We start from the raw sequence: 18672 nt of genomic DNA, 5'->3' as shown, positions 1-18672 counted from the left end.
GGGATGGATAGGCTAGTGCTTTTGGTCAGACGATCCGGCGAATGTTTCTATTGAGGAAACTGTGACTGGCTATGGCGCGCACGCTCCAGATGCGCGGCAAAACTGACCGGGTCGGTATTGGTGCCGCACAGCAGCACCCCCACGCGCTTGCCCTGCAACTGCTCGCGCAGCGGCCCGAGCAGTGCGGCGGTGGCGGCAGCGCACGCCGGTTCCACCGCCAGCTTCAGTTGTGCGAACAGGATCAGCATGGCCGCGCGCAGCTGATCGTCAGAGACCGTCACAAGCTGGTCGATATGACGGCGGCACAACTCGTAGCTGTATTCCTCGGTATGCGGCGACATCAGCGAATCGGCAATGCTGTGCATGTGGCCCATCTTGACCGTGTGGTTGGCGGCGAAACTCTTGCTCATCACATCCGCGCCTTCGGGTTCGACGCCGTACACATGCACATTCGGATTCGCGAGCCGCATCGCGGTGGAGACGCCGGCGGCGAGACCGCCGCCGCCGACCGGCACAATCACCGCTTCGAGGTCGGGTGTTTGCGTGGCCCATTCGTAGCCGAGTGTGGCCGAGCCCAGCACCGTGCGATAGCCGTTGAACGGATGCACGAAATAGCGGCCTTCTTCGGCCTCGATACGGCGCACCAGTTCGAACGCTTCGGCAATGTCTTCCGCGTACACGATGTCGGCGCGATACTGCCGGCACAACGCGACGCGCGCCGGATTGGCCGCGCGAAACAGCACGACCTTGGCGCTGATGCCCAGACGCATGGCCGCATAAGCGAGCGCCACCGCATGATTGCCGCCCGACACGCAGGTGACGCCCGCGCTGCGTTGCGTCTCGTCGAGCGCGAGCAGGTTCGTGAACGCGCCGCGCGCCTTGAAGCTGCCGCCTGCCTGCAGCAGTTCGAACTTGAAATTCACCACCGTGCGTTCCAGCGATGAAAAGTCGAGCCGGTCGAACACCGGCGTTCGCATGACCCACGGCGTCAACGCAAAATGCTGTGTGGCGATGTCGTCCAGGGTGGGGATCGGCTCGCCGTCGATCGTGTGGTCGGTGTGCTGCGTGGCGGTTGACATGGCGGGAGCGTGGTGTCCTCGATAGGTGTAAGACCGGTTTTGCTGCGCCCAGTTTCAGTGTGCGTGCGCCTCAACTGACATGCTGTGAATCAACTTCTGCAGGAAGCGCTCGCACGCCACCAACTGGTCCAGCTCGACAAACTCGTTGGCCTTGTGCGCCTGCTGGATGTCGCCGGGGCCGCACACGATGCTCGGAATGCCCGCCAGCGAAAACAGCCCCGCTTCGGTGCCGTAGGCGACCTTGCGTTTGTCCTGATCGGCGGTCAGCGCGCGCACGAGCTGCGTGATCGCGGCTTGTTCAGACGAATCGAGTCCGGGCGCCGCGGCGATCTTCGTAATTTCGATGGCCGCCGACGGATGCTCGCGCAACATTTTCGGCAGCAGCGTTTCACGCGCGTATTGATCGATGCGCGCGAAGATCGGCTCGGGATCGAGCGTGGGCAGATTGCGGAATTCAAACTGGAATTTGCATTCGGCCGGCACCGTGTTGAGCGCATTGCCGCCGCTGATCGTGCTGGTCTGCGCGGTGGTGAAGGGCACGTCGTACAGTTCGTCGAACGGGCCTTGCGCGCGGAACTGATCGGCCATGTCGCGGATGTAGCAGATCAGGCGCGCGGCGTATTCGATTGCGTTCAAGCCCTTCGGCGTGAGCGACGAATGCGCCGCCTGGCCGCGCACGCAGCACTGGTATGCGTTGATGCCTTTGTGCGCCACGATCGGGCGCATGCTGGTCGGCTCGCCAACGATGCAGCCGTCCGGCTTCACTCCGCGCTTCATCAGGTCGGCGATCAGCAGCGGAGCGCCCGCGCAACCCACTTCTTCGTCGAACGACAGTGCGAAGTGAATCGGTTTGGCCAGCTTCGCGCGCTGCATGTCGGGCACCAGCGCCAGCGCCGCGCCGATGAAGCCTTTCATGTCGCAAGTGCCACGCCCATACAGTTTGTCGCCGCGAATCTCCGGCTTGAACGGATCGCTGTCCCATTGCTGGCCGTCCACCGGCACGACGTCCGTATGACCCGACAGCACGACGCCGCCATTCGTCTCGCCATCGTGCGCGGGGATGGTGGCAAACAGGTTCGCCCATGCGCCGCGTTCGCCGTGCGTGAGCGTGGCTTCAATGCCGAGCGCACGCAACTCGTCGCGCACGGTTTCGATCAGGCCGAGATTCGGATTGCGGCTGACCGTGTCCATCGACACGAGACGGGTGACCCAAGGCAGCGAGACGGGAGAGGCAGGCGAGGCAGAGTTCGACGCGGAAACGGGCGATTGCGAGGATTGCGCTGATTCAGCGACGTGAGACATGACAAGACTCCAGCATTTGAGTCTTTCGATCATACCCAAAAAAAACTCGCGCGTATGCTGCGGTGGGCATTGGCGCACCGCAGCATGAGCGTAAAAAAACGCTGCACGTCCCCCCGTTTTTCTAATGCAGCGCTAACGGAGGGCGTGATTTGACGGACTCAGCGCGCGGCAGCAGCAGACGTTGTGCCACGGCTGGGCGTTCCAAGCGCGCGCAAGGTTTCCTTGACCGTCGCGACACGCACCGCGAGATCCGGGCTGCGCGTTTCGATACGCAGCTTGTCCTGGCCCGCGAGCTTGATGTGCTTGTGCTTCTGCACCATCTCGATGATCCGCATTGCGTCGATCGGCGGGTTGGGGATGAACTGCAAGCCGATCACCGCTTCGCCCGCATCGATCTTCGAAATGCCCAGCGGCTTCGCGGCGAGCCGCAGACGATGCGTCTCCACGAGCGCGTGCGCTTGCGCCGGCAACTTGCCGAAGCGGTCGATCAGCTCTTCCTGAATGCCGTCGATCGAGTCGTTGTGTTCGCAGTTGGCAAGACGCTTGTAAAGCGACAGACGCTCCTGCACATCGCCGCAATAGTCGGCGGGCAGAATCGCCGGCGCGTGCAGATTGATCTCGGTGGTCGCGGCGAGCGGCGCGGTGAGGTCCGGCTCCTTGCCTTCCTTCAGCGCCTTCACCGCGTCGTTCAACATGTCGGTGTAGAGCTGGAAACCGATCTCGTGAATCTCGCCCGACTGCTTGTCGCCGAGCACCTCGCCGGTGCCGCGAATCTCGAGGTCGTGCATCGCCAGATAGAAGCCCGAACCGAGTTCTTCCATCTGCTGGATCGCTTCGAGGCGGCGTTGCGCCTGCTTGGTCAGTCCTTGCGGATCGTGCACCAGCAGATACGAATACGCCTGGTGATGCGAGCGGCCGACACGGCCACGCAGTTGATGCAATTGCGCGAGGCCGAACTTGTCCGAGCGATGAATCAGGATCGTGTTGGCGCTCGGCACGTCGATGCCGGTTTCGATAATCGTCGTGCACAGCAATACGTTCGCGCGTTGCGCCACGAAGTCGCGCATCACGCGTTCGAGTTCGCGTTCATGCATCTGTCCGTGCGCGACTGCGATACGCGCTTCGGGCACGAGCACTTCGAGCATCTGCCGGCGATTCTCGATCGTCTCGACCTCGTTGTGCAGAAAGTAGACCTGGCCGCCACGCTTTAGCTCGCGCAGCATTGCTTCGCGAATCACGCTATCTTCCTCGCGGCGCACGAAGGTTTTGATCGCGAGGCGCTTTTGCGGCGCGGTGGCGATCACCGAGAAATCGCGCAGGCCTTCGAGCGCCATGCCGAGCGTACGCGGGATCGGCGTAGCGGTCAGCGTGAGCACGTCCACTTCCGCGCGCAGCGCCTTCAGCGCCTCTTTCTGACGCACGCCGAAGCGATGTTCCTCGTCGATGACCACCAGCCCCAGCCGCTTGAACTGCACGTCGGACGACAGCAGCTTGTGCGTGCCGATCACGATGTCGACCGTGCCTTCGTTGATCTGCTGGATCGCCGCGTTGACTTCCTTGGTCGACTTGAAGCGCGACAGTTCGGCGATGCGCACCGGCCAGTCGGAGAAGCGGTCGGTGAAGGTCTGCGTGTGCTGTTCGGCGAGCAGCGTGGTGGGCGAGAGCAGCGCGACCTGCTTGCCGCCCATCACCGCGATGAAGGCTGCGCGCAGTGCCACTTCGGTCTTGCCGAAGCCGACGTCGCCGCACACAAGGCGGTCCATCGGCTTGCCGCTCGTCATGTCGCCGATCACCGCCGCGATTGCGGCGGCCTGGTCCGGCGTTTCCTCGAAGCCGAAGCTCTCGGCGAACTTCACGTAGTCCTTCGGTTCGAGCGGGAACGCATGGCCCGAACGCGCGGCGCGGCGGGCGTAGAGATTCAGCAGTTCGGCCGCGGTGTCGCGAATCTGCTGCGCGGCCTTGCGCTTGGCCTTTTCCCACTGGCCCGAGCCGAGCGAATGCAGCGGCGCGGCTTCCGGATCGGCGCCGCTATAGCGCGAGATCACGTGCAACTGTGCGACCGGCACGTAGAGCTTGCTGTCGCCGGCGTATTCGAGGTGCAGGAACTCGGTCTCGCCTTCGCCGAGGTCCATCGTGACGAGGCCCATATAGCGGCCGATGCCGTGCTGCGAATGCACGACCGGATCGCCGACCTTCAACTCGGACAGGTCGCGCACCATCGAATCGACGTTGCTCGCCTGTTCCTGGCGACGGCGCCCCGCACGGCGCGCAAGCGGCCCGTACAGCTCGGTCTCGGTGATAATCGCGATGCCGTCGGCCGGCACGGCGAACCCGTTGGCGAGCGGCGCGACACCTAACGAGAAACGCGCGTCGCCGAGCAGCCAGTCCTGGAAGCTGTCGCTCGAGGCCGGCTTCAGATGATTGTCGGCCAGCAACTGCAACAGCGTTTCGCGCCGGCCCGCCGATTCGGCGGCGAACAGCACGCGATTCGGCGTGGTGTCCAGATACGCGCGCAACGCAAGGACCGGATCGTCCGCGTGACGGTCGATCGCGAGATTCGGCAGCGGGGTCGACCAGCCGCCGCCCGCATTCGCGGGCAGCGCGAGCCGCGCGAACGGCTTCGCGAACGCGAAGAAATCCTCGTCCGACAGGAACAGCCGCTGCGGCTCCAGGATAGGCCGGTCGCGGTCATGCGACAGGAAGTTGTAGCGCTGCTTCGTGTCGTTGCTGAAGCGCCGGATCGCGGCGTCGAGATCGCCGACGAACGCCAGTTGCGCGCCTTCCGGCAGGTAATGGAACAGCGTTGCCGTCTCCTCGAAGAAGAGCGGCAGATAGTATTCGATGCCCGCGGACGGCACGCCGCTGCCGATGTCCTTGTAGACCGACGCGCGGCTCGGATCGCCTTCGAAGGTTTCGCGCCAGCGGCTGCGGAACGCGGTGCGGGCGGCTTCATCGAACGGGAATTCGCGGCCTGGCAGCAAGCGCACGTCTTTCACCGGATAGAGGCTGCGCTGCGTGTCCGGATCGAACGCGCGGATCGAGTCGACCTGGTCGTCGAACAGGTCGATCCGGTAAGGCAACGGCGAGCCCATCGGAAAGAGGTCGAGCAGCGAGCCGCGCACGCAGTATTCGCCGGGACGCACCACCTGGCTCACGTGCTCGTAGCCGGCGAGCGTCAATTGCGCTTTGAGCCGGGCTTCGTCGAGGCGCTCGCCTTGCGAGAACGAAAACGTGTAGCCCGCCAGGAACGACGCGGGCGGCATCCGATAAAGCGCCGTGGTGGCGGGCACCAGCAGGATGTCGCAGCGGCCTTCGCCGAGATCGTGCAGCGTGGCGAGGCGCTCGGAGACCAGATCCTGGTGCGGCGAAAAGGTATCGTAAGGCAGCGTCTCCCAGTCCGGCAGCAGGCGCACCCGCGCTTCGGGCGCGAAGAAGCCGATTTCCTGCGACAGACGCTGGGCATCGACGGCGCTTTCGCACACGACAGCCAGCAGCGGCACCTTCTCGCGCCAGGCGAGATGGTAGCGGGCGATCAGCAGCGCGTCGGACGAGCCGTGCGTGCCGTCGAAGGCGAAACGCTGGCCGGCCTTGACGAGCGCGACGGGCGGGGAGTACTGCGATGATGCGGCGATGTCTGGCATAGAGGAGAAAAAGCGGCCTTGGGCTCACACGTGATCGGCAAGTTTACGCGTGTCGGGGCGTGGATGCGAAGGACCTATTATAAAATCCGTCCTTTACTTTCACTTCGCGGCATCCGCCCTCGTGACTTCCCGTCTATTTGCCCTGATTCCGTGCGCAGGCACCGGCAGCCGTTCCGGCGCCGCGATGCCCAAACAATATCGCACTGTCGCCGGCCGCGACATGTTGCATTACTCGCTGGCGGCGTTCGATGCCTGCAGCGAGTTCGCGCAAACCCTTGTCGTGATTGCCCCCGACGACCAGCACTTCGACGCCCGCCGCTTCGGCGGCTTGCGCTTTGCGGTGCGCCGCTCGGGCGGAGCGTCGCGCCAGGCGTCGGTGTTGAACGGCCTGCATGCGCTCGCCGAGTTCGGCGCGCGCGACGACGACTGGGTGCTGGTGCACGACGCGGCACGCCCCGGCATTACGCCGGCGCTGATCCGCACACTGATCGGCGCACTGAAGGACGACGCGGTGGGCGGCATCATGGCATTGCCGGTGGCGGATACGTTGAAACGGGTCGACGCCGCCTCGTTCGATAGCCGCATCGCCCGCACCGAGGCGCGCGATGGCTTGTGGCAGGCGCAGACGCCGCAGATGTTTCGCATCGGCATGTTGCGTGAAGCGATCTTGCGCGCGCAGGCCGACGGTCACGACCTGACCGACGAAGCGAGCGCGATCGAGTGGTTGGGACATGCGCCGAAGCTGGTGCAAGGGAGCCTGCGCAACTTCAAGGTGACTTATCCGGAAGATTTCGATCTGGCCGAGGCGATTCTGAGCCGGCCTTCGGCTTCGTGATCGACGATTTCAATTTTAGTAAGCGGACTTGAGGACTTGACTCGTATGGATTTCAGAATTGGGCAAGGGTATGACGTGCATGCGCTGGTGCCGGGACGTCCGTTGATTATCGGCGGCGTGACGATTCCTTATGAGCGCGGGCTGCTCGGCCATTCGGACGCGGACGTGCTGCTGCATGCGATTACCGACGCGCTGTTCGGCGCTGCCGCGCTGGGTGATATCGGCCGTCACTTCTCCGATACCGATGCGAAGTTCGCCGGTGCCGACAGCCGGGTGCTGCTGCGCGAGTGTGTCGCGCGTGTGACGGCGGCGGGCTTTTCGATCGCCAATGTGGATAGCAGCGTGGTGGCGCAGGCGCCGAAGCTCGCGCCTCATATCGAAGGGATGCGCGCCCGTATCGCGGCCGATCTCGACCTGCCGATCGAGCGGGTCAATGTCAAGGCCAAGACCAACGAGAAGCTCGGTTATCTTGGCAGAGGCGAGGGTATCGAAGCGCAGGCTGTGGTTCTGTTGATCAAGAAATGATCGGGTCGTCTGCCTGCTAGAGACAGGCAAGCGCAATCCAGCGGCGCGCAGCGGCGAGACAGACATCGCGCTGCGCGCAGTCCAACACCTATTTGCCCTCGGCGGCAATACACTGTGCGGTCGCGTTGATCACGGCCGCGATGCGACCCACGTCCCGCAATTGCGTGGAACTCATGCCCTCGGCGACCAGCGTATCGAAGTGCGACTTCACGCAAAAACGGCATTTACCGATGATCGAAGCCGCCAACGCATACATCTCGAAGCGTCGTTTATCCACGCCGCCGTGCGACGCGTAAGCATTCATCCGTAACTGCGCCGGTTGCGATTTCAGGTCGGCGCTTTCCGTCATCTCGATGTACGGATACCAGACGTTATTCATGCCCATCAACGCGGCGGCCGTCAGCGCGCCATTGGCTTCTTCGGGCGACAGCACGCCGGCGTTGCGAATCGCGTCGACGATCAGCGTGCTTTTGGCGGCGAACGCCGCCGCCAGCGCGACGCCGACCGCGTCGTTCCCTTCGAGCGACGAGCGTGCAATCGTCCCATCGAGATTCAGCCGGATGTCCTTCGCATAGTCGGGCACGAGCGCCTTGATCGAAGACAAGAATTCCATTGGGATCTCCTATCGGGTTGTCGATAAAAAAGCCCGCTGCTCTTTCAGGCTTAGCGGGCTTTTGACGGCACGGCTTACAGCGTTGCGCCGCCGATTGCGCGGTTGCAAGGACATAGTTCGTCCGTTTGCAAGCCATCCAGAATCCGCAGCACTTCTTCCGGATTGCGGCCGACGTTCAGGTTGTTCACCGACACGTGCTGGATCGTATTCTCCGGATCGACGATGAAGGTGGCGCGCAGTGCGACGCCTGCTTCCTTGTCACGCACGCCGAGCTGGTCGATCAGCTCGCCTTTCACGTCGCCGAACGAATAGTGGTTCAGCTTGCTCAGGTCCTTGTGCTCGCGGCGCCATGCCAGCTTCACGAATTCGTTGTCCACGCTGCCGCCCAGCAACACCGCGTCGCGTTCTTCGAAATCGTTGGCGAGCCTGCCGAACTCGACGATTTCCGTCGGGCACACGAACGTGAAATCCTTCGGGTAGAAATAGATGATCTTCCACTTGCCCGGGAACGACTGCTCCGTGATTTCTTCAAACGCCGACGCGCCGTTTTCTTCATGGTGGTTGAAGCCCGGCTTGGCAGCAGTGACGGTGAACGCTTCGACCTTATCGCCAACAGTTTTCATGCGAGTGCTCCTTCGTGTGTTGGAAAGACAGCATGTTGAGGCTACCAGCTCGTCATAACGAGCGCGTTACACCGCTTCACTATAGTTCTATGGAACAATCTGTTCAATAGTTTTTTCCTAACGACCCGGATAGTTATTATTCAACGCGGCGCGTCGCCGCGCAGGCGGAAAGCGCCCGTTCAGATCAGGCGCCTTTGGCGAGCGGGAATTCGATCGTGACCTCGAGACCCGGTCCTGGCGTGCGATTGCGCAAGCGCAGCGCGCCGCGATAGCGGCCCACCAGCCGCTGAACAATCGCCATGCCAAGGCCCGTTCCGTTGGCCTGGGTGCGCGCTGAATTCACCCGATAGAACGGCCGGGTGACGAGCGCCAGCTGGTCTTCCGGAATCCCGGGGCCTTCATCGACCACCGAGAGTTCGACCCGCGAGTGCGAGACCCGCGTCTCCAGAATCACGTGCGGAACGCCGTCGTCGTCGCTCAGGCCGTATTTGCGCGCGTTCTCCAGCAGATTGCCGACCACGCGCCGCATATCGGTTTCGTCGGCCTCGATCACCGCCGACGGCGCGAGCCGCGTGATCAGGCGCATGCTGTCCTCGCTCTGCATGCGCGCGGCCAGCTCTCCCGCGATCACCGACAGGTCGACCGGCTCCGGCACCCGCTGCACCGGGCGGGCGTAATCGAGGAATCGGCCGATGATCATGTCCATCTGCTCGATGTCGTCGACCATCGCGTCCTTGGTGCTCTGGTCCGATGGGCTCATTTCGGTTTCGAGCCGCAGCCGTGCGAGCGGCGTGCGCAGATCGTGCGAGATGCCCGCGAGCATCAGCGCGCGGTCGGCTTCGAGCTGTTCGAGGTCCTGCACCATCTGGTTGAAACTGCGGTTGGTTTCGGCGGCCACGCCCATGCCGCGCTCGGGCAGCGGCTCCGGCGACTGGCCGGAGCCGACTTTGCGCGCGGCCATGGCGAGCCGGGCGAACGGCCGGTTCACGAGGCTCGTGATGAACGCCGCGCCGAACAGCGACAACGCCAGCGCGAACACCCCCCAGCCGGCCCATTGCAAGCCGGTCGCGTTGTCGAGTTGATCGCGATCGAGCGCGACCCAATAGTCGTCGTCGTCGATCTTGAAGCTGATCCAGACGCCGTTGATGTCGTTCACGCTTTGCGCAATGACCGTGTCGTCGCCGAGGCGGCCGCGAATGTCGTGTTCGATCAGGCGGTTCAGCGACTCGTCGGGCTGTAGCTTGTACTTGTCGGTGGCTTCGCGCGGGTACACGCGCACCCCTTCATTGCTTTCCAGATCCTGCAGCAGCGCACGCCGCAAGTCGGGATCGGAATAGAGGAGTGCGGTGCGGGTGAGCTTGACGATGGCGACGAGCTGCAAAGCCACGCGCTGCGCGCGCGGCTCGCGTTCGATCACCCGGAAGCTCTGGAACCACGCGGCGAGACTGACTGCGATCAACAGCGCGATCAACAGGAAGGTTCGCCAGAAAAGGCCGCCGAACGCGAGCGTCAGGAGGCGCCGGTCGATCCGCATGGGCCCTTCTTATCTGAAATCACAAACTGGAGACGAGAACAAACTCAGGCTGCACCGTCGGGGATGAAGACGTAGCCCAGACCCCACACGGTCTGAATGAAGCGCGGGCTGCCCGGATCGGGTTCGATCAGCTTGCGCAGACGCGAGATCTGCACATCGAGACTGCGGTCGAAAACTTCGTATTCACGGCCGCGTGCGAGCTCCATGAGCTTTTCACGCGACAGCGGCTGGCGCGGATGACGCGCGAATACCTTGAGCACGGAAAATTCGCCCGTGGTTAGCGGAATTTCCTGACCGGCCTTGGTGAGCGTGCGGGTGGCGAGATTCAGCGCGAACTCGCCGAATTCGAACACTTCGGTCGTCTCGGACGGCGCGCCCGGCAACTCCGACGGCGACTGGCGGCGCAGCACCGCGTGGATTCGCGCGACCAGTTCGCGAGGATTGAACGGCTTGGGCAGATAGTCGTCGGCGCCCATTTCGAGGCCGACGATACGATCGACGTCTTCACCCTTGGCCGTCAGCATGATGATCGGCGTACGGTCGTTGCTGCCGCGCAAGCGGCGGCAGATCGACAAACCGTCTTCACCGGGCAGCATCAGATCGAGCACCAGCAGATCGAAGCGCTCACGCACCCAGAGCTTGTTCATGGACGGCGCGTTCTCCGCGACGTAGACATTGAAGCCCTGTTCGCCGAGGTAGCGGCGCAGCAGATCGCGCAGGCGTGGATCGTCATCGACGACGAGGATTTTCGAAGGGTTTTTGGTTTCCATGGTCGGCATCTTAGCGCGATTAGAAAGTAGTGCGCGGCTGCATCGTTTACGGGGTTACAGTCAGTTACAAAATTTACCCGCACTGTGGCACGACGTAAAGCGGGGGCAGTTAGACTCCTTTACTGAATGCGGCTGTTCGGTGGATACTTCACTCGACAACAACTCTCGCACCCGGCTCGTTACCGGGGTTTGTATACGCATTTGAGGTAGCCGGTTGCCGCGCCACGAAGGGAACAACATGAAGGGAGGGGTTTGGCCGAATGTGCGCCTGAGCGTCATTGCACTGGCAGTAGCCGGTACGCTTGCAGGCTCACTGGGACCAACGCTCGCCCATGCCCAGCCTTCCGCCGACAGAGCTGCGAGCGCGCGCGCGCCCAGACCCGGCAAGCCCCGGGCTAACCACCGCAATACCCCGAGTACCGATCGCCCAGCATCAGACGTGATGTTGCGCACCGCAGTTCCCCCCGATCTTGATCAACGTCGTCGCGATGGTCATATGACGCCCGACGAACGGCGTCTGTTACGGCAGCACATCGAAGATGCTGTCCGTGAACTTTATAAGCGCTAGCTTTTTCGTGCTCGTCCTCGGCGCGCATGTCACGCAGCCTCCTCGCGTGAAAGATCCCGTTGCATTTCCATCGTCAACTTCCCCATCCAGTCTGCCGTTGAGCGGTCAGAGCGACGCGCGTATTCCCGCGCGAGTTTTTTTGTGACGTCCCGCCAACCCGGACGATCGATGATGAAATTGTCGCGACGTGGTAATCGCAGCCGATGGCTTGTAGCTTCGGCCACTGCGCTGAGCGCGGCGCTGTTCGGATTGCCGGCCGCCGCCGCGCCGCAGAGCGTCGCTCATGTTCCGCATGTCAAGCATCGTTCGGCGGTGGCGAGGAGTGCGGTTGCGCAGAGCGAGCAGAGCATCCTCGACGCCGACGATGCGCGTTTTTTCCTGACGCGGGTCGGCTTCGCGCCGGATAGCGCCGAGCTCGCGCAATACGCCGGACTCTCGCGGGACCAGGCCGTCGACAAGGTGCTGGCGAGCGCACGAACCGAAGCTGTCACGCCGTCGCCCGACTGGGTGCCCGCGCCCATCCCCACGAGAGAAATGCGCAAGGCCTGGACCGACGACCGGCGTCGTGAACAGCAGCGCATGCGGGGTCAGCGTTACGAATCATTACGCGCATGGTGGGTGCGCGAGATGTTGAGCACGCCGTCGCCGCTGACCGAGCGCATGACGCTGTTCTGGCATAACCATTTCACGTCGGGGCAGGACAAGGTTCCGTATCCGCAGCAGATGGCGCAGCAGAACATGTTGTTGCGCCGGGACGCGCTCGGCAATTTCGGCGCGTTGCTGCACGACATCGCGAAAGATCCGGCGATGCTGCAATACCTCGACGGCGCCAGCAATCGCAAGGGCAAGCCCAACGAGAATTTCGCCCGCGAGGTGATGGAGTTGTTCACGCTCGGCGAAGGGCATTACACGCAGCGCGACGTTGCGGAGGCCGCACGTGCCTACACGGGATGGAGTCTCGATCCCGACACGCAGACGTACGTGTGGCGCGCCGACCAGCACGACGACGGCGAGAAGACCGTGCTCGGTCAAACTGGGCCGTTCGATGGCGATCAGGTGCTCGACATCCTGCTTGCGCGGCCGGAAACGGCCACCTTCGTCACCGCCGGTCTGTGGCGCGAATTCGTCTCCGACACGCCGGACCCGGCGCGCATCGCGCCGATCGCCGCGCAGTTTCGCGCGAGTCACTACGACATCAAGGTCGCGCTGCACGGGCTATTCCTCAGCGACGCGTTCTGGGACGACCGCGATCGCGGCGTACTCGTGAAGTCGCCGGTGGAGTTCGTGGTCGGGACGCTGCGAGCGTTCGATATCGGCTATGACGACACCGCGCCGTTCGCCGCGCAGATCCGCACGCTCGGCGAGAACCTGTTCTACCCGCCGAACGTCAAAGGATGGCCGGGCGGCACGATATGGATCAATAGTTCGACGCTGCTTGCACGCAAGCAGTTCGTCGAGCAACTGTTTCGCGCAACCGGGGCCGCCGCGCCTTCGCGCATGAGTAGTCCGGCCAGCACCAAGATCGCGGCGAACGGTGCGCCTTCGTCCAGCATGCCGACAAAGGCGCCGCCGCAGCGCGCAACGGCGCGGGCCGCTCAAGGTGGCATACGCTTCGATGTTGCGGCCTGGCTCGCGCATTACAACACTTCGCCGATCGCGAAGCCGGGGCTGTCGGCCGAACTGCAGTTGCAGCACGCGGTCTTGCCGTTCACGCCGGTCGACGCGATCGCCACCGATTCGACCGCAAGCGCCTACCTGGAAGCATTGCTGATGGACCCGGCTTATCAGTTGAAATGAACGGACCGTCGGCGGCGGCACGGCTCGTGCCATCACAATCGAACGAGGTGCAGGATGAAACGACGCAGCTTTCTGTCGATGGGCGCAGCCGCCGGCGCGACGCTCTGGTTGCCGCGCTCGTTCGGCGCGCAGGTGGCAATGCCTCACGCGTCGTCAAGTCGTGGCTACGACAACCTGCTGATTCTCGTCGAACTGAAAGGCGGCAACGACGGTTTGAATACCGTGATTCCGTTTGCCGACCCGACCTATTACGAGCTGCGCAAGAACATCGGCATCAAACGCGAACAGGCGATTCAACTCGATGAACGCACCGCGCTGCATCCCTCACTGCAGCCGCTGATGCCCCTTTGGCGCAGCCAGCAACTGGCGATCGTGCAGGGCGTCAGCTACACGCAACCGAATCTCTCGCACTTCCGTTCGATCGAGATCTGGGACACCGCGTCGCGTGCCGATCAGTATCTTCGCGAAGGGTGGCTGACGCGCGCGTTTGCGCAGATGCCGGTGCCCGCCGGTTTTGTCGCCGACGGCGTGGTGATCGGCAGCGCCGAAATGGGGCCGCTCGCGAACGGCGCACGCGCGATCGCGCTGGTCAATCCGGCGCAGTTCGTCAACGCGTCGCGGCTTGCGACGCCGGTGTCGCTGCATGAGCGTAATCCCGAACTGGCGCACATACTCGACGTCGAGAACGAGATTGTCAAAGCCGCTGATCGTCTGCGTCCCGCGCAAGGCCAGGCGCAGTTGAAGACGGCGTTTCCCGGCGGCGCGTTCGGCAGCTCGATCAAAACGGCGATGCAGGTGCTCGCCGCCAGCGACGCTCCGAAGGAAGTCCCCTTGCGGGGCGCCCCGACGACCGAAGGAAGTCCGCGTGGGAAGGAAGCCCGCTTGGAGGACACGCCGCAAAGACCGCCGAAGACCGGGCAGGGTGTCGCCGTGATCCGTCTGACGCTGAACGGCTTCGATACGCATCAGAATCAGCCGGGTCAGCACGCCGCGTTGCTCAGGCAACTCGCTGAAGGATTGGCGTCGATGAGGTCGGCACTCGTCGAACTTGGCCGCTGGGACGACACACTGGTGATGACCTATGCCGAGTTCGGGCGTCGTCCGCGCGAGAATCAGAGCAACGGCACCGACCATGGCACCGTGGCGCCGCATTTCGTGATGGGCGGACGCGTGCGAGGCGGTTTGTATGGCGTGCCGCCGACGCTCGCGCGGCTCGACGGCAACGGCAACTTGCCGGTCGGCGTCGATTTTCGACAGCTATATGCCACAGTGCTTGGGCCTTGGTGGGGGCTCGACGCGTCGGCGATTCTGCAGCAGCGGTTCGAGCCGTTGCCGCTATTGCGCGTTTGATGACGGATTGAACTGGACCGTTGCGAGACGTCCGAGGCGATGCGTTGGATGACTGATCACATGATCGGGCGCAGCCCGAAACGCCGCGCCGCTTCAGTCCATCCCATCTATTTCGCGCGCCACGCGATCCAAAGTTTGCGGATCGGCGTCAACGCGATGCGCTGATGCAGCACGTGATAGCCGTCGCGTTCGATTTCATCCAGCAGCGCCAACGCCAGCGCCGCGAGCGCGAGCAGCGTGCGCTGCGCGCGGCGCTCATTCGCGGGCACCGCCGCAAGCGCGGTCTGCAACGCGGCGCGGGCGCGGTTGGTCTCGAAGCGCATCAACTCGGTGAACGCGTCGGTATATTTTCGATTGATCAGATCGGCAGCGGTGACATTAAAGCGCTGCATTTCGTCGATAGGAATGTAGATGCGGCCGTGGCGTGCATCATTGCCCGTTTCGACGACGAACTGCGCGAGCAGCAGCGCCTCTCCGAGCGGCGCCGACCAGTTCGATGCCTGCGCGGCGTCCTTCGCGGTGGCGCGCGCCACCAGTGACGCGAAGGAGCCTCCCACGCCCTGCACATAGCGCCGCAGATTCGGATAGTCGAGGTAACGCGCCTGGTCGAGGTCGATTTCGAAACCAGCGAGCAACGCCTGCAACGCCGGATATTCCGCCTTCACGTCGGGCAGATAGGCGGCCAGCGCGTTGGAAACCGGATGCGACGGCGAGCCCGATGCCAGTGCGGCGATCTCGTTTTGCCACCACGCGAGTTTCGTGCGGCCGATGGCCGGATCGCTCGTTTCCTTGACCGTTTCCTCGAACTCGCGGCGCAACGCGAACAGCGCGGTCAATTGTGGCTGACTTGCTGTGGGCGCCTGCCGAAGCGCATAGTAAGTGCTCGATCCGGGCGGCGCCGCTTTCTGCTGGCAATATTCGTCGAAATTCACTGGATTGGAAATGTGGGGAAGAGCAGGCGAAGAAGGGGCACGGGTTAGGTGCCTTACGTGCATCGAGCCCAAAATTCTAGCATCGGCGCCGCCTGACAGATGCTGAGCAGATGCAGACAAGCGTGAATCAATCAGTTAGAATCTCGCGCTTACGCTTTCGGGCGCGTGTTTCAGCGCGGCCGCGAGCAGGCAGGACATCGGGCAGAACGGACAGCGGCTTGCCCGGCTGCGAGGGTGGCGAAATTGGTAGACGCACCAGGTTTAGGTCCTGACGCCCGCAAGGGTGTAGGGGTTCGAGTCCCCTCCCTCGCACCATCTATCTGTAGCGAAGAACCCCGTTAAGTCTTTGGACTGACGGGGTTTTTTGTTTCTGGCGAGCATGTCGGGCAGAGTCTGCCCGACATCGCTCAGACGCCCGGCGTTGCGGATTGCGCCTGCGCGCCTGGCAGTTCTGCCTGAGCCGCGCCTTCGAGGAAACGGCGGGTCGATTCGAAAGCCTGCAGCATCTGATCCGGCCACGGCGTTTGCAGCATGGCCGCCTGATGGTTTTCAAATGCCGACGACAACAGTATTGCCAACTCGGGCGAGCGAAGATGACGCAGCAATACGCTGACCGCGATCGCCGTCGCCTGGCTCGCGCCGGCGGTCTGGAGTTCTGAAGCGGTGAGGGCCGCGACCTGTTTGTTGATGTCCACTGAAACTTCCTTGAATGAAAAGTGGGAGTGTGAAGGCTCGGTGGCCGAGCCCGAATTTTGACATGGTTGACGGGTTGTCGCGAATCAGAGGGTGTGGCCGCGTCGGCTGCGCGTGAGAATCGCAATGGCGTTTTAGCGCAGTTAGTCGATTGGGCGATACGCGTGCGTCGTTGGTACCTGTCCGCATTAACGGCGAAATGCAAATCGTCGACGCACGGATCAAACGCTCCTCACAGACGTGATTGGCGCAATCTGTGAATTTTGCTTGCTACCGTAATCGGCGTAGTCAGGCTGCGATATCCTCCGTGATCCGGTTTGCCGTATTGATGCTCGTGCGGCGAGCATGATGACGCTGCCGCAACTCGGCTTCGCCATTCCGCGCAATCAACAGATTAATGCGATGCCATTTCAACGGCGTCATGCGGGCGGAAAAATGCGCAAGCATTGCGGATGTGCCGTTGCAGGTGGCGGCAGGCACGACCGGATTCATCTGGCTCAACGCGCTGCTGCTGCGCACGCTGCATCATTGGATCGGCGTACCGTACCAGTTCGACACCATGTCGCATTCGATGCTCGTGCAGGCTTCGGTTTCGGTATTCTGGACGCTATGCGCGCTCGCGATGATGATCTGGGCGACGCGCCGGGCGAGCCGGCTGGTCTGGTTCATCGGCGGCGCGCTGCTGGCGGCGACCGTCGTCAAGCTTTTCCTGTTCGACCTGTCGCACGTCACGGGTATCGAGCGGATCGTATCGTTTATCGGTATCGGTTTGATGTTGCTGCTGATCGGCTACTTCTCACCGTTGCCGCCCAAGGTTGTGGTTCCGGAAACTGAACGATGAAGCGTGCGTTGAAACTGACCGGCTGGTGCTTTGCAATCGTCGCCGTGTGGATATCGGGACCCGCGGTCGCGGCCAATGATTTCGCGCAGCGTTTCGCGCTCCAACTCGACGACGGCGCCGCGTACTACAGCGTGACGCTGCCGGCGGCCGTCTACGCGGCGAGCAAGCGCGGCGATCTCGGCGACGTGCGCGTATTCAACGGCGCCGGCGAACCCGTGCCGTACTCGCTCGACGCGCCGCGCGAACCCGCGCGCACTCCGCCGACGCTGCGTTCGGTGAGCTGGTTTCCGTTGCCGCCCGCCGTTGCCGGCGGTAATGGCGCGCCGCTCGGGGTGACGATCGCGGCCGACGGATCGCTGCGCGCGACCTCGGCGCCGCCGCCGCGCGCCCAACACGACGTGGACCTGATCGATGTCGGAAGCGTGTCGCGCGCAGGGCGGCTCGGCGCGTTGCTCGTGCACTTGCGCGATGACAACTACCAGGGCCGTGTGAGCGTCGAGGCCAGCGACGATTTGCGTCACTGGCAACCCGCGGGCGATGCGCAACTGCTGAAAGTCAATTACAACGGCAGCACGCTGAGCCAGGATCGCATCGAACTGGACGGCATCCACGCGCGTTACCTGCGTTTGCACTGGCTCGACGGCGCGCCGTTTGTCGATTCGATGGACATCGAGGTGTACGCGGCCGGCGCAGAGCATGCGCCACGGGCCGACGCGCAGCGCGACTGGCGCGAAGGCATCGTCGCTCACGCGGGGCCGAAAGCCGGTGAGTACTTCTTCTCGACGGGTGGCCCTTATCCGGTCGACCGTTTGCGTCTGAATCTGCCTCAGCCGAATACGGTGGTGCCTGCGGTCGTCTACTCACGATCGGGTCTGGACGCGCCGTGGCGCGAGGTCTCCAGCGCGACGCTGTTCCGCCTGCATAACGGCACGGTGGAGCAGAACAATCCTTCGCTCGAAATGAAGCCCGACACCGATCGCCAATGGCGCGTGGTTGTCGATACGCGCAACGGCGGACTCGGCAGTGGGGCCTTGACCGTTGCGGCGGGCTGGCAGCCAGCGACGCTGACCTTCGTTGCGCGCGGGACTGCGCCGTTCACGCTGGCGGTGGGTAGTGCGGCGACGGTGTCGTCGGCGGTGAGTCGCGAGGCGCTGCTGATGGGTGCCTCGTCGGTTGCCGCGACGGCGCGATTGGGTGATGTGTTGTCTGTCGCGCGAGAGGCGAGCACGGGGTCTGCGGGCAGTGATCCGGATGCGTCGCGCCGCTATCTGCTGTGGGCAGCTTTGGTGCTGGCGGTCGGTTCGCTTGGAGCAATTGCCTGGCGGCTCGCGCACGTTGCGCAGTCGCGCGCGGGTGAGGTGGGCGGTGGTGTGTCCGGCGGTACTGGCGCAGCGAGCGCTGCGGGTGACGATGCGGGACCTGCCGATGCCCATGCCGATGGAACACGCAACGAGAAGGAGTGATTTGAGCGAGCGGATCGTTTGGCGCCAGCCAGTTACCAATGCAGAGGGCGCGCCGAGCCCCGCAATGTGTAGGGCACGGGCTGTGCGTGGCGGTGGTCCATGTGTT

The 18672-nt window shown here is 63.4% G+C and carries 16 protein-coding genes, 1 tRNA gene and 1 pseudogene; 8 read left to right on the top strand and 10 right to left on the bottom strand.

Annotated elements, in window-relative coordinates; all coding sequences use genetic code 11:
• Window positions 1-47: 47 nt before the first annotated feature.
• From HV744_RS07385 to mfd, 3 genes are all read right to left on the bottom strand, one after another.
• On the bottom strand, window positions 48-1079 hold the full coding sequence (locus tag HV744_RS07385) for a threonine/serine dehydratase family protein (RefSeq protein ID WP_175148875.1): 1032 nt from the start codon (window positions 1077-1079) through the stop codon (window positions 48-50).
• Window positions 1080-1133: 54 nt separating this feature from the next.
• The gene (gene argE / locus HV744_RS07380; RefSeq protein ID WP_175148874.1) at window positions 1134-2381 is read right to left on the bottom strand and encodes an acetylornithine deacetylase; all 1248 of its coding nucleotides are present in this window, start codon (window positions 2379-2381) and stop codon (window positions 1134-1136) included.
• Window positions 2382-2539: 158 nt separating this feature from the next.
• A complete protein-coding gene (gene mfd / locus HV744_RS07375; protein WP_175148873.1) occupies window positions 2540-6022 on the bottom strand; it encodes a transcription-repair coupling factor in 3483 nt (1160 codons plus the stop codon).
• A gap of 121 nt (window positions 6023-6143) precedes the next feature.
• Between mfd and ispD the strand changes: the two genes are divergently transcribed.
• Window positions 6144-6857: a 2-C-methyl-D-erythritol 4-phosphate cytidylyltransferase gene (ispD, locus tag HV744_RS07370; RefSeq protein WP_175148872.1), complete on the top strand. Its 714-nt coding sequence runs from the start codon at window positions 6144-6146 to the stop codon at window positions 6855-6857.
• A gap of 45 nt (window positions 6858-6902) precedes the next feature.
• Window positions 6903-7382, top strand: a complete 480-nt coding sequence (gene ispF / locus HV744_RS07365; protein WP_175148871.1) for a 2-C-methyl-D-erythritol 2,4-cyclodiphosphate synthase — start codon at window positions 6903-6905, stop codon at window positions 7380-7382.
• A gap of 88 nt (window positions 7383-7470) precedes the next feature.
• Here ispF and HV744_RS07360 read toward each other — a convergent pair whose 3' ends face one another.
• The 4 genes from HV744_RS07360 to ompR all read right to left on the bottom strand — a co-directional run bounded on the left by HV744_RS07360 (window position 7471) and on the right by ompR (window position 10931).
• Window positions 7471-7995, bottom strand: coding sequence for a carboxymuconolactone decarboxylase family protein (locus HV744_RS07360; RefSeq protein ID WP_175148870.1), 525 nt, complete (start codon window positions 7993-7995; stop codon window positions 7471-7473).
• A gap of 74 nt (window positions 7996-8069) precedes the next feature.
• Complete coding sequence (locus HV744_RS07355; RefSeq protein WP_175148869.1) at window positions 8070-8618, bottom strand: peroxiredoxin; 549 nt, start codon at window positions 8616-8618, stop codon at window positions 8070-8072.
• A gap of 184 nt (window positions 8619-8802) precedes the next feature.
• Window positions 8803-10152 carry an ATP-binding protein gene (locus HV744_RS07350; RefSeq protein WP_175148868.1) on the bottom strand — a complete coding sequence of 450 codons (1350 nt, stop codon included), beginning with the start codon at window positions 10150-10152 and terminating at the stop codon, window positions 8803-8805.
• A gap of 44 nt (window positions 10153-10196) precedes the next feature.
• Entirely contained in the window at window positions 10197-10931 is a 735-nt protein-coding gene (gene ompR, locus HV744_RS07345; RefSeq protein WP_006048917.1) for an osmolarity response regulator transcription factor OmpR, read from the bottom strand.
• A gap of 229 nt (window positions 10932-11160) precedes the next feature.
• Between ompR and HV744_RS37190 the strand changes: the two genes are divergently transcribed.
• The 3 genes from HV744_RS37190 (at window position 11161) to HV744_RS07335 (ending at window position 14637) form a co-directional block, all read left to right on the top strand.
• The gene (locus HV744_RS37190; protein WP_246278973.1) at window positions 11161-11490 is read left to right on the top strand and encodes a hypothetical protein; all 330 of its coding nucleotides are present in this window, start codon (window positions 11161-11163) and stop codon (window positions 11488-11490) included.
• A gap of 168 nt (window positions 11491-11658) precedes the next feature.
• A complete protein-coding gene (locus HV744_RS07340; protein ID WP_175148867.1) occupies window positions 11659-13287 on the top strand; it encodes a DUF1800 domain-containing protein in 1629 nt (542 codons plus the stop codon).
• A 54-nt stretch (window positions 13288-13341) separates the two neighbouring features.
• Window positions 13342-14637: a DUF1501 domain-containing protein gene (locus tag HV744_RS07335; protein WP_175148866.1), complete on the top strand. Its 1296-nt coding sequence runs from the start codon at window positions 13342-13344 to the stop codon at window positions 14635-14637.
• A 107-nt stretch (window positions 14638-14744) separates the two neighbouring features.
• On the opposite strand, the gene HV744_RS07330 is transcribed toward HV744_RS07335, so the two are convergent.
• On the bottom strand, window positions 14745-15569 hold the full coding sequence (locus HV744_RS07330) for a squalene/phytoene synthase family protein (protein ID WP_175148865.1): 825 nt from the start codon (window positions 15567-15569) through the stop codon (window positions 14745-14747).
• A 228-nt stretch (window positions 15570-15797) separates the two neighbouring features.
• On the opposite strand from HV744_RS07330, the gene HV744_RS07325 reads away from it, so the two are divergent.
• Window positions 15798-15884, top strand: a tRNA-Leu gene (locus tag HV744_RS07325).
• 92 nt (window positions 15885-15976) lie between these two features.
• On the opposite strand, the gene HV744_RS07320 is transcribed toward HV744_RS07325, so the two are convergent.
• Window positions 15977-16264 (bottom strand): hypothetical protein, encoded by a 288-nt coding sequence (locus tag HV744_RS07320; RefSeq protein ID WP_175148864.1) that lies wholly within the window; start codon window positions 16262-16264, stop codon window positions 15977-15979.
• 286 nt (window positions 16265-16550) lie between these two features.
• The gene (locus tag HV744_RS07315) at window positions 16551-16709 is read right to left on the bottom strand and encodes a hypothetical protein (RefSeq protein WP_175148863.1); all 159 of its coding nucleotides are present in this window, start codon (window positions 16707-16709) and stop codon (window positions 16551-16553) included.
• Between the two features lie 7 nt (window positions 16710-16716).
• Between HV744_RS07315 and HV744_RS07310 the strand changes: the two are divergent.
• Window positions 16717-17103 (top strand): annotated as a pseudogene (locus HV744_RS07310) (DUF2339 domain-containing protein); the annotation flags it as partial.
• A complete protein-coding gene (locus HV744_RS07305; protein ID WP_175148862.1) occupies window positions 17100-18566 on the top strand; it encodes a DUF3999 domain-containing protein in 1467 nt (488 codons plus the stop codon). The pseudogene HV744_RS07310 and the gene HV744_RS07305, both read left to right, overlap by 4 nt.
• Window positions 18567-18672 lie beyond the last annotated feature (106 nt).

Origin of the sequence: Paraburkholderia ultramafica (genome assembly GCF_902859915.1) — a bacterium.
Classification (GTDB): domain Bacteria; phylum Pseudomonadota; class Gammaproteobacteria; order Burkholderiales; family Burkholderiaceae; genus Paraburkholderia; species Paraburkholderia ultramafica.
This window is presented reverse-complemented; position numbering and strand designations above follow the sequence as displayed.

Bases quoted from the DNA above. Each gene is read 5' to 3' on its own strand.
- HV744_RS07385 (WP_175148875.1), bottom strand. From the start codon at position 1,079: ATGTCAACCGCCACGCAGCACACCGACCACACGATCGACGGCGAGCCG.
- argE (WP_175148874.1), bottom strand. From the start codon at position 2,381: ATGTCTCACGTCGCTGAATCAGCGCAATCCTCGCAATCGCCCGTTTCC.
- mfd (WP_175148873.1), bottom strand. From the start codon at position 6,022: ATGCCAGACATCGCCGCATCATCGCAGTACTCCCCGCCCGTCGCGCTC.
- ispF (WP_175148871.1), top strand. From the start codon at position 6,903: ATGGATTTCAGAATTGGGCAAGGGTATGACGTGCATGCGCTGGTGCCG.
- HV744_RS07360 (WP_175148870.1), bottom strand. From the start codon at position 7,995: ATGGAATTCTTGTCTTCGATCAAGGCGCTCGTGCCCGACTATGCGAAG.
- HV744_RS07355 (WP_175148869.1), bottom strand. From the start codon at position 8,618: ATGAAAACTGTTGGCGATAAGGTCGAAGCGTTCACCGTCACTGCTGCC.
- HV744_RS07350 (WP_175148868.1), bottom strand. From the start codon at position 10,152: ATGCGGATCGACCGGCGCCTCCTGACGCTCGCGTTCGGCGGCCTTTTC.
- ompR (WP_006048917.1), bottom strand. From the start codon at position 10,931: ATGCCGACCATGGAAACCAAAAACCCTTCGAAAATCCTCGTCGTCGAT.
- HV744_RS37190 (WP_246278973.1), top strand. From the start codon at position 11,161: ATGAAGGGAGGGGTTTGGCCGAATGTGCGCCTGAGCGTCATTGCACTG.
- HV744_RS07340 (WP_175148867.1), top strand. From the start codon at position 11,659: ATGATGAAATTGTCGCGACGTGGTAATCGCAGCCGATGGCTTGTAGCT.
- HV744_RS07335 (WP_175148866.1), top strand. From the start codon at position 13,342: ATGAAACGACGCAGCTTTCTGTCGATGGGCGCAGCCGCCGGCGCGACG.
- HV744_RS07315 (WP_175148863.1), bottom strand. From the start codon at position 16,709: ATGCTTGCGCATTTTTCCGCCCGCATGACGCCGTTGAAATGGCATCGC.
- HV744_RS07305 (WP_175148862.1), top strand. From the start codon at position 17,100: ATGAAGCGTGCGTTGAAACTGACCGGCTGGTGCTTTGCAATCGTCGCC.